Here is a 12,412-nt window from a genome sequence, read left to right as displayed (position 1 = left end):
CCGAGCAGCGAGCCGGCAATGGCGGAAAAAGCCGTTTTGCCGGCTCGCTGCAGCGTATTCTACGGCAAGCGGACCTTGCTCTCGGCCGAGGGCCGGGCTTCGTCGGTCAGCCCTTCGGGGTAACCGTCAAGTAGATCTTGCGGACCGTTTCGATCGTCTTCCAGACACCGGTAAAGCCCGGTTTCATGACGAAGCTGTCGCCCGCCTTGTAGATCACCGGCGCACCGCCCTCGGGCGTGATTTCAACGACGCCGGCGAGGATGTGGCAGAATTCGAAGGTTTCGCCCTTGATCGAGCGGGTTTCGCCCGGGGTCGCTTCCCATACGCCGGTATGCACCAGGTCTCCGTGGGCGACGTCCTGCGCCCAGGTCTTGAAGGCCGGACTTCCGGAAATCAGGCGGTCCGGTTGCGGCAGGCTTTCGCGCGGCGCAAAGGAGGGGTTCGGGTCTATGGTCTTGAGGAGCGACATGGTTTTCCTTTCAGGGTTCGAAGGTCAGTAGCCGCGGCTGGGGTCGATGAGCCCGACGGGATCGAGGCCTTCGCGCAGGCGCCTGATGTTGTCGACCACGGCACGGGCTGCGGTTTGCGGTTGGGTGACGCTTGCGACATGCGGGGTCAGCACGATCTTCGGATGGCTCCAGAAGGCATGTCCGGGAGGCAGCGGTTCCGGTTCGGTGACGTCGATCATCGCGCCCGACAGTTGCCCGCCATCCAGAGCCGCGATCAGGGCGTCATGGTTCAGCTGCGGGCCGCGTCCGACATGGACGAGCCCGGCGCCGCGCGGTAGCCTGTCGAAGAGGTCGGCATCGAGAAATCCTCGCGTCTCGTCGGTCAGCGGCAGCAGGCAGACGAGGATGTCGGATTGAGCGAGCATGGCGTCGAGACCGGCCTCGCCTGCAAAGCAGGTTACGCCATCGATCGTACGTTGCGACCGGCTCCAGCCGGAAAGCGGAAAGCCGAAGAGCTTCAGTCGTTCGATCACCGCCTGGCCGAGCATGCCGAGGCCGAGCACGCCGACATGACGTTCGCACGCCTGTGGCTGCGGCAGGGCTCGCCAGACCTCGTCGCGCTGCTGGCGGAGAAAGGCGGGGAGGGCACGATGAAGCGCCAGTACCGCCAGCACCGCATATTCCTGCATCATCCGGATGATGCCGTCCTCGACCATGCGGACGACCTTCACGGAAGCCGGCACATCGGCAAGCCGGAACTGGTCGACGCCAGCGCCGATGGAGAAGAGCACTTCGAGGTTGCGATAGCGCGCGAGATCGCGAGGAACCGTCCAGGTGATCAGGTATCGGACGGCGTCCGGATCGACCGTCGCCGGATCCATGGAAAAGGGCAGGTCGGGCAGTTCGCGAGCAAAGAGCTCCCGAAACACGGCGCCGCGCACTGCGTCGGAGTGGAACAGGAAGGTCATGGCGTTCTTCCACTCAGGCCAGGCACTGCCGGCCGAGCCGCTCGATCAGTGTCTCGCAGGCGGAGAGTTCCTCGGTGCAGATATATTCGTCCGGCTTGTGGGCGCGGTCGATCTCGCCGGGGCCGCAGATGATCGCGTCGATCCCTGCCCTCTGAAAGAGCCCGGCTTCCGTCCCGTAACTCACTGCCGCAAGCGGCACATGGCCGGTAAGGTCGCAGAGCAGGCCGGCAAGAGGCGACGTGCGCGGAAGCGACAGAGCCGGATAGCTGCTGAGTTCCTCCCATGTCACCCCGAAGCCCTCTGCCGTGAGCGCCTCGGCGGCTTCCCGCACAGGCGCGAGGAGAAGCCGCGGATCGACGCCCGCGATAGCGCGCGCCTCCAGCTCCGCTATGCAGAGGTCGGGAATGACGTTGACCGCCCGCCCGCCGTTCAACAGGCCGACCTGCAACGAGGAATAGGTGGGCTCGAAGGTTGCATCGAATGGCCCTGCGGTGAGTGCGGTTGCCGTGGCGACCGCCTTGGTCAGCACCGTCGCCATTCCGTGGATCGCGTTCAGCCCGAGGTCGGGACGCGAGGAGTGGCCGGCGTGCCCCCTGATCGCCACCTTCGCCGCCGCCTTGCCCTTGTGGGCGAGGATCGCCTGCAACCCGCTCGGTTCCCCGATCACCGCGCCGAGAGGCGGTGCGCAAAGGTCGGGAAGGCGTGCCAGCATGTGCGGGACGCCGCGGCAGCCTGCCTCCTCGTCATAGGAAAAGGCGAGGTGGATCGGCCGCGCCAGTGTCAGCTTGGCGAGTTTCGGAACGGTTGCGAGTGCCGCGGCAAGGAAGCCCTTCATGTCGGTGGCGCCGCGCCCGTAGAGGCGGTTCGCCTCCTTGCGCAAGCGGAACGGGTCGCCGGTCCAGCCCGGTTCGGTGGCCGGAACGACGTCCATGTGTCCGGAGAGGACGTAGCCGGCGGTGCCGCGCGGCCCGAGTGTTGCGAAGAGGTTGGCCCGGTCTCCCTCGGGTCCGGGCAGAACGTGGACAACCGCACCATGCGCCTCGAGATAGGTGCGGACCCAGTCGACGATCGCGTCGTTCGGAGTGCCGACGACGGAAGGGAAGGAAACAAGCTTTTCCAGGATGTCTATTGCTTGCATTCGTGCCGCCACATCTGCTTTGGTTGCGACCGGGCCGGTCGCCCCTCGGGGAGGAAGATTGGAACTTCTGGAGGAAGGCGTCAGGCAAGATTAGTCCCGGAGGCGGGGAGCGGATGCCGAAGGTGCACGCCTTTCAGTCGAATCTTGCGCGCAGAAGCGGATGAGAAGCGGATTGTTTTGCGGGACGCAGTTTAGCTTCGGGCACATCGCGGCTCGCGAGCACGCCGGATCGATATCTGAAGGGTTTGTAAAAAAGGGAGGGATGATGGAGGCCAGAGTCTCGGATAGCCTGGTTGTGGACACGTTCCGCATGCGTCTTGCCGACATCGCGGACGTCGATCTCTCGCAACTGCACGCCCTCTCGATTGCAGTCGGATGGCCGCATCGTGCCGAGGACTGGCGTTTCCTGCTTGACATCGGACGGGGATTTGCCGCGCTGGACGAGATCGACCGGGTGCTCGGCTCGGCGATGTGGTTTCCCCACGGTGACGACTTCGCCACCATCGGCATGGTCATCACGTCGCCGCGGCTGCAGACCAACGGTGCGGCACAATGGCTGATGCGGAAGCTGATCTCCGGGGAATTCGGAAAGCGCCGACTGCGGCTCAACGCAACGCGCGCCGCCTATCGGCTCTATCTCTCACTGGGTTTCTCGCCGAGGGCCACCGTCTATCAGTGTCAGGGCGATGCGCGTCCGATGCCGAATGCTCCGCACATCCCCGCCGGGCTGACGCTTCGGGAGCTCTCCCCGGCCGATCTCGACCAGATGACGGCGCTCGATGCACCGGCCTTCGCCGCCGCCCGACCGCTTCATCTCGCGCGCCTCTTCGAAGAATCCGTCTCCTATGGGCTTTTCCGGGGACAGAACCTCAGGGCTTTCTCCATGTGCCGCCGCTTCGGCCGCGGACACGTCATCGGGCCGGTTACTGCCTTAAACGAAGAAGAGGCGATTGCCGTCTTGCATCCGCATGTGACCGCTCACGCAGGCACCTTTCTCCGGCTCGATACGCACTTCAAGACGGGGACATTCGCCAATTTCGTCCAGCAATGCGGGCTGCCGGTTTTCGACACCGTCACGACGATGACACTCGGCGAGCATGCCGACTATGGCCCGAGTGAGGACGGAGAGGCCATGGTCTTCACGCTCGCCTCCCAATCGATGGGGTAACGAACTCGCCGTCTGCCGGCCGTTCCTGACGTGATCGTTGCGGACGGGTCGGATACTCCCCAAGTCGGCGGCTTTCTAGCGCGCCCCTGCGCTTGCTGTCTCACCGTTGGCGGACCGAGCCAGGAACTCGAAGAGCAGCGCCACAGCCTCGGCGCCCGGATCGACGTGCCCCAGGAGCTGTCTCGAGCTGAGATAGGCGGCACGGCCGGCATGGGCCTTGGCAAGCGTCGCGGTCCGGTCGGCGCCGGCGCGCGCTGCCTCTGCCGCCGCCTTCAGTCCACCTTCGAGCGCATCGAGAGCAGGCGCGAGGGCGTCGACCATCGTACGGTCACCCACCCTCGCCCCGCCGATCTCCTGCATGCGCGCAAGCCCGGCCCGCAAGGCGTCTCGGATCGGCAGACCACTCGATGCGCCGTCGCCGGCCGCGGCAAAGAAGATAGCGAGCAGGACGCCGGAAGAGCCGCCCATAGTCTGGCTGAGTTCGAGGCCAATCGCCCGGAAGAGTTGCGTATGGTCGGAAAGCGGCAGCCTGTCCATCGCCTTGACGAGCGCACGGGCGGCGCCGGCGAGCGTCGACCCGGTGTCGCCGTCACCCGACTTGGCGTCGAGCGCATTGAGGCGCTCCTCGGCGGTGATCAGCACGTTGCAGCAGTCGGTCAGGAATTCGCGCGTCGGCCTGTGGTCGGACGGCAGCGGCATGATCGGGCTGAGCCCATCCGGCAAGGCGACGACCGAAACGGGCCGGACGGGAGAGAGCCCCGGCCAGGCAGCGGGGCCGACCGGCCGTGCAAGTGCGGCGATGTCCTCGGTCTCGGCCGGGTAAAGCGAGATGGAGAAGCCGCGCATGTCGAGCGAGGTCATCATGGCCGCCGGACCGACGACGTGGCTGATCAGCCCGCCGATATCGGACTGGATCAGCTCATGGGCGAGGATCGACATTTCGAGCACCGACGTCCCGCCGAGATTGTTGATCAGTGCGACGTGCGGCTTGTCCCCGATCGCCGACCGCAGCTTGGCGACGACGGCAGTCATCGCCGAGCGGGCGCCCGAGAAGTCGACCTGCTCCACCCCGGCCTCGCCATGGATGCCGAGGCCGAGCTCGGCCATGCCCGCCGGGATGCGGTTTTCCTTCGGCGATCCCGGAACGGTGCAGGTGTCGAGCGACATGCCGATGCTCTTCGTCGCCGCAATCACCCTGCGCGCCGCAGCCGTCACCGTTTCGAGATCGGCGCCGCTTTCGGCGACCGCTCCGGCGATCTTGTGCACGAACAGCGTCCCGGCGACGCCACGGGCCTGCGGCAGGTCCGGAAGCGCGATGTCGTCGTCGACGATCACCATGCCGACATTGAGCCCGAAAGCCCGTGCCCGCTCCGCCGCCAGCCCGAAATTCAGCCGGTCGCCGGTGTAATTCTTCACGATCAGGAGGCATCCGGCCGGACCGGTGACCGCCAGAATACCCGCGAGCACCGCATCGACGCTCGGCGAAGCGAAGACGTCGCCGCAGACCGCCGCAGTCAGCATGCCAGCACCGACGAAGCCCGCATGCGCCGGCTCGTGTCCGGAACCACCGCCGGAGACGAGCGCAACCCTGGACTTGTCCCAATCCGCCCGCACGATCACGCGGATATGCGGGTAACCGTCGAGGCGCGCGAGCGGCACGCCGCCCGTTGCCAGCAGGCCCTCCACGGCCTCGATGACGACGTCTTCTTTCTTGTTGATGAACTGAGCCATGGGAACCTTCCTTAAGCGAGTCGCATGCCGTCGGCATCGAAGTAGAGTGGATCAACGGGTTCGATCTTGACGATCTCTCCGTCACGCCGTGTCGTGTGGGGTTCGGTGACGGTGACGATGGTGTGTCCGCGGAAAGACAGGTGCAGGCGCGTCTGGTCGCCGAGCCTTTCGACGCGCGTGACCAGACTGTCCTCGCCGGTGCCCTGGCGGATGTGCTCCGGCCGAAGGCCAATGCTGGCCGCACGCGGAGGTGCCGCCGGGAAGAGGTTCGCCGGCAGGACGTTGATGCGCGGCTGCCCGAGCCGCTGGGCGGCATAGAGGCTCACCGGGCGTTCGTAGACGTCCCGCGGCGAGCCGAACTGCACCAGCCGCCCGTGGTGCAGGACACCGATATGGGTCGCCATGGTCATCGCCTCGACCTGGTCGTGTGTGACATAGAGGAGGGTCGCCCCGGAATTGGCCTGGATGCTCTTCAGTTCCACGCGCAGATCGGCCCTCAGTTTCGCGTCGAGCGAACTCAGCGGCTCGTCCATCAGGTATATCTCGGGCGTGCGGACGAGCGCGCGGCCGATCGACACCCGCTGCATCTCCCCGCCCGACAGTGCCGTCGCCTTGTTGTCGAGCTTGTGGGCGATGCGGAGCGTCTCCGCGACGGCGCGCACCTTGCGCTCGATTTCGGCGGGTGGCGTTTTCAGAAGCGGTGACTTCAGCGGGAAGGCGAGGTTCTCGCGCACAGTCAGGTGCGGATAGAGCGAATATTGCTGGAAGACCATCGCGACGTTGCGCTCTGCGGGCGTGAGGCCCTTCATCGACCGGCCGCCGATGAATACGTCGCCGCGGTCGGGATGATCGAGTCCCGAAATCATCCTGAGCGTCGTCGTCTTGCCCGCGCCCGTCGGGCCGAGCAGCACGACGAAGGAGCCGTCGGGTATGGTCATCGACACGTCGTCGAGCGCCCTGTGGCCGGAGAAGCTCTTCGTAATCGACTGGAGAACGACATCAGCCATGGTGCAGTACTCCTTCGTTTCCTTCGGAGATCAGGGCATGCCCGCGTTCGCCCGCGAAGACCGTCAGCGTGCGGCTGTCGAAGTCCAGCCCGACCGTCTCGCCCTCCCTGACGGTTTCAGCGGAGGAGATCCGCGCCTTGATCTTGCCGTTCGGCGTCGAGAGCGTGATAATCTGGGTCGTGCCAAGATACTCGGTTGCGAGGACCTTGCCGCGATAGGTGGATGCGTCGGAAAAGCGGACATGCTCGGGCCGGACGCCGAGCGTCAGCCTTCCCTCGGCGCCCTGCCGCGACACCGGAACCGTAAAGCAATGCCCGTCGAGAACGACGTGGTCGCCGCCGATGCCGATCATGCCCTCGAACTCCAGGAAATTCATCGGCGGTGAACCGATGAAATCGGCGACGAAGCGGGTCGCCGGCCAGTCGTAGATCTGCTGCGGCTGGCCGAACTGCTCGACCACGCCATGGTTCATGACGACGATCTTGTCGCCCATCTGCATGGCTTCGAGCTGGTCGTGAGTCACGTACACCGTGGTCGCGCCGATCCGGTCGTGAAGCGCTCGCAATTCTTCCGCCATGTGTTCGCGGAATTCCGCGTCGAGTGCGCCGAGCGGCTCGTCCATGAAGAAAGCCTTCGGCCGGCGCACGATCGCACGCCCGAGCGCCACGCGCTGGCGGTCGCCGCCGGACAATCCACCCACGGGCTTGTCGAGAATGTCTTCGATCCTCAGGATTCTCGCCACCTCATCGACCCGCGTCCTGACGTCCGCCTTGGGAACGCCCTGGCTCAACAGCGGATAGGATATGTTCCGGCGCACGTTCATGTGCGGATAGAGGGCGAACATCTGGAAGACGAAGGCGATGTCGCGCTGGCTCGCCGGCTTCATGCCGACCTCCTCGCCGTCGATATGGATTTCGCCGCTGCTCGGCAGCTCGAGACCCGCCATCATCCTGAGCGTCGTCGTCTTTCCGCAGCCGGAGGGTCCGAGCAGCATGAAGAACTCACCGTCCTCGATGGTGAAGCTCGAAGACTGGACGGCGGTGAAGGCGCCGAACTCCTTGCGCAGGTTCTGTATTCTGATCTGCGCCATGTCTTACTCCGGGAAGTGGCTGACGATGACGAACATCACCGTGCCCACCAATGTCACGACGAAGGAATAGGTGTAGAGCGACAGCGCGAAGGGCTGCATCATCATGAAGACGCCGAGGGCGATCAGCGTCGAGGCGACGAGCTCCCATTCGTTGCGCCGCAGCCGGCGCAGCCTGTTGAGGAATTGGCTCATTTGCGTACAGCTCCGAAGGTGATGCCGCGCAGGAGATGCTTGCGCAGGACGATCGTGAAGACGACGACCGGAAGAAGAAACAGAGTGGCCCCGGCGGCGACGGCCGGCCAGTCCTGACCGCTGACGCCGATGATCGTCGGGATGAAGGGCGGTGCTGTCTGCGCCGTGCCCGAGGTCAGGAGGACCGCGAAGGCATACTCGTTCCAGGCGAAAATCAGGCAGAAGATCGCGGTCGAGGCGATGCCCGTCACGGCCTGCGGCAGCACGACCTTGTAGAAGGCCTGGAAGCGCGTGTAGCCGTCGATCAGCGCCGCCTCCTCGTATTCGATCGGGATCTCGTCGATGAAGCCCTTGAGCAGCCAGACCGAGAGCGACAGGTTCACCGCCGTGTAGAGAAGGATCAGGCCTGCATGGGTGTCGCTCAGGCCGAGCGACCGGAACATCAGGAAGATCGGGATCGCGACAGCGATGGGCGGCATCATCCGGGTCGACAGAATGAAAAAGAGGAGGTCGTCCTTCAAAGGCACCTTGAAGCGGGAGAAGGCATAGGCCGCCACCGTTCCGAGGACGATGCAGAGCAGTGTCGACCCAAAGCCGATCACGACCGAGTTGTAGAAGCGCTCGCCGAAGCGGGAGGGGCCGGCGATCACCAGTCCGTCCTTCCGCACGAGCCTTTCATACCAGGTCTTCGGTTCGCCGAGGGCCTGGAGGTCCGCATCTGAGACGCGGGTCCTGGTCGTGAAGAGGTTCACGTAGCCTTCGAGCGTCGGCTCGAACAGCACCTTCGGCGGATAGGCAATCGCGTCGGAGGGGCTCTTGAAGCCGGTGGCGATGATCCAGACGAGCGGCATGATCGTCACGACGGCATAGAAGATGACGAGGATGCCGGCGAACCATTTCTGGCGAGCCGAAGGCTCGGTGACGGAGTAATTGCTCATCGTTCTTTCACCTTGTTCAGCGCCTTCACATAGATCGAGGCGAGGCCGAAGACCGTGACGAAGAGGATCACCGCATAGGCTGAGGCATAGCCGGTGCGCCATTTCTCGAAGGCTTCACGCTTGAGGTTGATCGAGGTGAGTTCCGTCACCGAGCCCGGACCGCCGCCGGTCAGCTGCACGACGAGATCGAACATTTTGAAGTTCTCGATGCCCCGGAACAGGACCGCGAGCATCAGGAAGGGCAATACCAAAGGAATGGTGATGGTCCAGAACTGTCGCCATTTGCTCGCCCGGTCGCATTCGGCAGCCTCGTAGATGCTATCGGGGATCGACCGCAGTCCGGCGAGGCAGATCAGCATGACGAAGGGCGTCCACATCCACGTGTCGACGATGACGATGGCCCAGGGTGCGAGCGAGACGTCGCCGATCATCGAGAAGCTTGAGGGGTCGGCGCCGGTGAAGAAGCCGACCACGTAATTGAAGAGGCCGATCTGCGGCTGGTAGAGGAAGGTCCAGAAGTTGCCGACGACGGCCGGGCTCAGCATCATCGGCAGCACGATGATCGTCGTCCAGAGGTCGTTTCCACGAAACTTCTTGTTGATCAGGTAGGCAAGTGTAAAGCCGATCAGCACCTGAAGGGAGATTGTCCAGAAGAGAAAATGCGCAGTCGCCTGCATGGTAAGCCAGATGTCGCCATCGGTCAGGATGCGGGTGTAATTGCGCAATCCGACGAATTCCGGCGCCTCGCCTGGCCGGTTGACCCGGAAATTGGTGAAGCTCAGCCTGACGGTCCAGATCAGCGGAAAGATGTTGACCGCAAGTAGCAGGAGGATCGTCGGCGTCACGAAGATCCAGGCGATAGCCCTGTCGGACAGGCCTGAAATTCTCCTGGAGACACCGGACGGTGTTGCGCGCGCGAGGCGGTCGATTGCGCTCTCGGACATGGGCTACCCCCAATAAGAATGGAATGAGCGGGCGGTGCCGGAATGATGCCGGCACCGCTTGAACGAATGACCTCGAGTCGTGAGGCCCGGGGCAGGGGTCAGATCTTGCCTTCGTCCTCGAAGACTTCCGTCCAGTCCTTGACCAGCCCGTCGAGGGCTTCCTTGGCCGTACCCTGTCCTGCGACCACGTAGTTGTGGAAGCGCCTCTGCGTTGCCTGCAGGAGCGAGGCATAGGACGGTTCCGCCCAGAAATCCTTCACGATGGCCATGGAGTCGAGGAAGGTCTGGGCATAGGGCTGGCTGGTGGCGAAACCCGGATCTTCCACGACCGAACGGAGTGCGGAGTAGCCGCCGAGCGACCACCACTTCTGCTGGATCTCGGGCTGCGCAAACCATTTGATGTATTGGAGCGCGGCATCCTGCTTCGTGGATGCGGCAACCACCGAGATGCCCTGGCCGCCGAGCTGGGCGAACTGCTTACCGTCAGGACCTGCAGGGTTGGGGAAATAGCCGGACTTGTCGCCGCCGACATTCGGGTCGGCGTTGATCCCCGGCCAGATGAAGGCGAAGTTCATCTGCAGCGCGACTTGGCCCGATTTGTAGGCATCGATGTTCTCCGACATGTAAGCGTCGGACGATCCCGGCGGCGTGCAGCAGTCGTAGAGCGTCTTGTAGTATTCGAGACCCGCGATTGCCTGGGGCGAATTGACGAAGCCGTCCATGTCATAGGCCTTGTCCGGGTTCTGGTATTCGAAGCCGAAGGAATAGAGGGCATCCATCGCCCCCATGGTGATGCCTTCAGAGCCGCGCTCGGTATAGATCGCTGCGCCGTAGACGGTTTTGCCGTCGATGTTGCGCCCCTGGAAGAACTCGGCGATGTCCTTGAGTTCCGCGAAGGTCTTCGGCACGGCGAGATCACGGCCGTACTTCTTCTTGAATTCGTCCTGCAGTTCGGGGCGGGAGAACCAGTCCTTGCGGTAGGTCCAGCCGACCACGTCGCCGAAGGCGGGAAGCGCCCAGTAGTTCGGCGAGTTCTTCGGCCATTCGGCATAGCCGACGACGGTCGCGGGGATGAAGTTCTCCATCTTGATTCCTTCCTTGTCGAAGAAATCGTTGAGCTTCACATACTGTCCGTTCTCTGCGGCGCCGCCGATCCACTGGCTGTCGCCGATCATCAGGTCGCACAGCTTACCGCCGGAATTCAGTTCGTTGAGCATGCGGTCGGCGAAGTTCGGCCACGGCACGAACTCGAACTTCATCTTGTGGCCGGACTTGGCTTCGAAATCCTTGCTGAGTTCGACCAGTGCGTTGGCCGGGTCCCACGCGGCCCAGCAAAGCGTGAGTTCTTCGGCCTTGACTGCGGTCGCGCCCGACAGGCTCGACCAGATCAGAGCGCCCACGGCGACCGTGGATTTCAGGAATGCGGATTTCATGACGTTCTCCTCCCTTGACCGATCCCGATCTCCATCGGGATGCGTTCGACGCCCCCTCCAGGGCAACCAATGCAATGTTCAGTCCTCCGGGCCGGCAATTCTCCTCCGCCGGCCGCATGTCGAGTGCTTGCCGGACGCAGCTCGCGTCCGGGTTCTCGACCCTGGACGAGTCTATAATTGAGGTGCGCACCTCAATGCAAGGAAATTTTGAGGTGCGCACCTCAATTTCTTGCTTTTCGTTTGAAATTGTTGGAGAAGTCTATGCCGACTCCGGTGTCGATATGTAGAAAGGCCTCATGAGACCCACAGCCAAGGACCTCGCGGAAGCCGCAGGTGTCAGTCTTGCCACGGTGGACCGTGTGCTGAACGATCGGCCGAATGTCAGCGCGAAGGCGGCGCGGAAGGTGAACGAGGCGATCGAGCGGATCGGCTTCGTGCGCAATCCGGCGGCCGTCAACCTCGCGCGCAACCGCACCTACCGCTTTCGATTCGTCCTGCCGCGCGCAGGTGATCAGTATCTCCAACGGATCCTGAGGGAAGTGGGGGAGGCGCGCGAGGCGCTGCGTTCCGATCTGACCGACATCGATCTCATGCAGATGCCGATGTCCGACCCGCATGCGGTCGCGAGGTATCTCTCCGGCCTCGAACCCGATGAACTCGACGGTGTGGCGATCATGGCGCCGGAATCGCCGCAAGTCCGCGACGCCATGGCCCGGCTGATCGAGCGCGGCATCAAGGTCGTGCAGTTCCTTTCAGGTCACGAAAAGCTGCCAGCGGCGGATTTCGTCGGCGTGAACAATCTCGCCGCCGGCGCCACGGCGGGAAAGCTCATCGGGCGGTTTCTCGCGAGCGCGCCGGGGAAGATCATGGTCGTGGCAGAAACCATGATGGCGCAGGACAGCATAGAGCGCAGGCTGGGCTTCGACAGGATCATCCACGACCAGTTCCCGTATCTCGTTTCCTTACCGTCGGTGGAGACCTACGGCGACGAGCGTCGCGCCGGCCTCGTGATCCGCCGGATGCTGGAGCACAACCCGGATATCGCTGCGGTCTACGTGTTGAGTGCCGAGGCAAGGATCCCGGTCTCGGCCATAGAGGCGGTCACCGTCCCAAGGCCGCTCACCGTGATCGTTCACGAGCTTACGCCTTTCAGCGAGGACGCGCTCCGTGACGACAGGATCGATGCCGTCATCGCTCAAGATCCGGGGCATGCGGTTCGAAGTGCGACCCGCATCATGCGCGCGCGCCTGGAGCAGCGCGAACCCATCGTCTCACAGGAACGGATACGCATCGAGATTCTGCTGAAGGAAAATCTCTGAACAGGTCGGCGATCGAGCAAACGACTGCACAAGCA

At 63.8% G+C, this 12,412-nt stretch carries 12 protein-coding genes; 2 read left to right on the top strand and 10 right to left on the bottom strand.

From position 1 onward, the window contains the following. Positions 1 to 106 precede the first annotated feature (106 nt). The 3 genes from H4I97_RS23880 to argE are packed head-to-tail and all read right to left on the bottom strand — an operon-like array spanning position 107 to position 2,555. On the bottom strand, positions 107 to 469 hold the full coding sequence (locus H4I97_RS23880; RefSeq protein ID WP_182308169.1) for a cupin domain-containing protein: 363 nt from the start codon (positions 467 to 469) through the stop codon (positions 107 to 109). A gap of 24 nt (positions 470 to 493) precedes the next feature. Continuing rightward, entirely contained in the window at positions 494 to 1,417 is a 924-nt protein-coding gene (locus H4I97_RS23875; RefSeq protein WP_182308168.1) for a 2-hydroxyacid dehydrogenase, read from the bottom strand. 13 nt (positions 1,418 to 1,430) lie between these two features. Next, positions 1,431 to 2,555 (bottom strand): acetylornithine deacetylase, encoded by a 1,125-nt coding sequence (gene argE, locus H4I97_RS23870; RefSeq protein ID WP_182308167.1) that lies wholly within the window; start codon positions 2,553 to 2,555, stop codon positions 1,431 to 1,433. 265 nt (positions 2,556 to 2,820) lie between these two features. Between argE and H4I97_RS23865 the strand changes: the two genes are divergently transcribed. Further along, the gene (locus H4I97_RS23865) at positions 2,821 to 3,723 is read left to right on the top strand and encodes a GNAT family N-acetyltransferase (protein WP_182308166.1); all 903 of its coding nucleotides are present in this window, start codon (positions 2,821 to 2,823) and stop codon (positions 3,721 to 3,723) included. 75 nt (positions 3,724 to 3,798) lie between these two features. On the opposite strand, the gene H4I97_RS23860 is transcribed toward H4I97_RS23865, so the two are convergent. From H4I97_RS23860 to H4I97_RS23830, 7 genes are all read right to left on the bottom strand, one after another. Then, a complete protein-coding gene (locus tag H4I97_RS23860; RefSeq protein ID WP_182308165.1) occupies positions 3,799 to 5,454 on the bottom strand; it encodes a dihydroxyacetone kinase subunit DhaK in 1,656 nt (551 codons plus the stop codon). Between the two features lie 11 nt (positions 5,455 to 5,465). After that, positions 5,466 to 6,461 (bottom strand): ABC transporter ATP-binding protein, encoded by a 996-nt coding sequence (locus tag H4I97_RS23855; RefSeq protein WP_182308164.1) that lies wholly within the window; start codon positions 6,459 to 6,461, stop codon positions 5,466 to 5,468. Beyond that, the gene (locus H4I97_RS23850; protein ID WP_182308163.1) at positions 6,454 to 7,551 is read right to left on the bottom strand and encodes an ABC transporter ATP-binding protein; all 1,098 of its coding nucleotides are present in this window, start codon (positions 7,549 to 7,551) and stop codon (positions 6,454 to 6,456) included. The genes H4I97_RS23855 and H4I97_RS23850 overlap by 8 nt, the downstream gene beginning before the upstream one ends. A 3-nt stretch (positions 7,552 to 7,554) precedes the next feature. Then, positions 7,555 to 7,743: a hypothetical protein gene (locus H4I97_RS23845; protein WP_182308162.1), complete on the bottom strand. Its 189-nt coding sequence runs from the start codon at positions 7,741 to 7,743 to the stop codon at positions 7,555 to 7,557. Further along, a complete protein-coding gene (locus tag H4I97_RS23840) occupies positions 7,740 to 8,681 on the bottom strand; it encodes a carbohydrate ABC transporter permease (protein WP_182308161.1) in 942 nt (313 codons plus the stop codon). Before H4I97_RS23840 ends, H4I97_RS23845 begins: the two co-directional genes overlap by 4 nt. After that, positions 8,678 to 9,625, bottom strand: a complete 948-nt coding sequence (locus tag H4I97_RS23835; RefSeq protein WP_182308160.1) for a carbohydrate ABC transporter permease — start codon at positions 9,623 to 9,625, stop codon at positions 8,678 to 8,680. Before H4I97_RS23835 ends, H4I97_RS23840 begins: the two co-directional genes overlap by 4 nt. A 98-nt stretch (positions 9,626 to 9,723) precedes the next feature. Continuing rightward, positions 9,724 to 11,058 (bottom strand): ABC transporter substrate-binding protein, encoded by a 1,335-nt coding sequence (locus H4I97_RS23830; protein WP_182308159.1) that lies wholly within the window; start codon positions 11,056 to 11,058, stop codon positions 9,724 to 9,726. Positions 11,059 to 11,354: 296 nt separating this feature from the next. Here H4I97_RS23830 and H4I97_RS23825 point away from each other — a divergent pair, with 296 nt between their 5' ends. Then, on the top strand, positions 11,355 to 12,377 hold the full coding sequence (locus H4I97_RS23825) for a LacI family DNA-binding transcriptional regulator (protein WP_182308158.1): 1,023 nt from the start codon (positions 11,355 to 11,357) through the stop codon (positions 12,375 to 12,377). Positions 12,378 to 12,412: the final 35 nt, after the last annotated feature.

This window comes from Ciceribacter thiooxidans (assembly GCF_014126615.1).
GTDB lineage: Bacteria > Pseudomonadota > Alphaproteobacteria > Rhizobiales > Rhizobiaceae > Allorhizobium > Allorhizobium thiooxidans.
The sequence above is the reverse complement of the archived record's forward strand: the minus strand, read 5'-3'. Positions and strand labels throughout refer to the sequence as shown.

What these genes read in the sequence shown, in the direction of transcription:
- H4I97_RS23825 (WP_182308158.1), top strand. Translation starts at nt 11,355, where the DNA reads ATGAGACCCACAGCCAAGGACCTCGCGGAAGCCGCAGGTGTCAGTCTT.
- H4I97_RS23840 (WP_182308161.1), bottom strand. Translation starts at nt 8,681, where the DNA reads ATGAGCAATTACTCCGTCACCGAGCCTTCGGCTCGCCAGAAATGGTTC.
- H4I97_RS23880 (WP_182308169.1), bottom strand. Translation starts at nt 469, where the DNA reads ATGTCGCTCCTCAAGACCATAGACCCGAACCCCTCCTTTGCGCCGCGC.
- H4I97_RS23845 (WP_182308162.1), bottom strand. Translation starts at nt 7,743, where the DNA reads ATGAGCCAATTCCTCAACAGGCTGCGCCGGCTGCGGCGCAACGAATGG.
- argE (WP_182308167.1), bottom strand. Translation starts at nt 2,555, where the DNA reads ATGCAAGCAATAGACATCCTGGAAAAGCTTGTTTCCTTCCCTTCCGTC.
- H4I97_RS23865 (WP_182308166.1), top strand. Translation starts at nt 2,821, where the DNA reads ATGGAGGCCAGAGTCTCGGATAGCCTGGTTGTGGACACGTTCCGCATG.
- H4I97_RS23850 (WP_182308163.1), bottom strand. Translation starts at nt 7,551, where the DNA reads ATGGCGCAGATCAGAATACAGAACCTGCGCAAGGAGTTCGGCGCCTTC.
- H4I97_RS23855 (WP_182308164.1), bottom strand. Translation starts at nt 6,461, where the DNA reads ATGGCTGATGTCGTTCTCCAGTCGATTACGAAGAGCTTCTCCGGCCAC.
- H4I97_RS23830 (WP_182308159.1), bottom strand. Translation starts at nt 11,058, where the DNA reads ATGAAATCCGCATTCCTGAAATCCACGGTCGCCGTGGGCGCTCTGATC.
- H4I97_RS23860 (WP_182308165.1), bottom strand. Translation starts at nt 5,454, where the DNA reads ATGGCTCAGTTCATCAACAAGAAAGAAGACGTCGTCATCGAGGCCGTG.
- H4I97_RS23835 (WP_182308160.1), bottom strand. Translation starts at nt 9,625, where the DNA reads ATGTCCGAGAGCGCAATCGACCGCCTCGCGCGCGCAACACCGTCCGGT.
- H4I97_RS23875 (WP_182308168.1), bottom strand. Translation starts at nt 1,417, where the DNA reads ATGACCTTCCTGTTCCACTCCGACGCAGTGCGCGGCGCCGTGTTTCGG.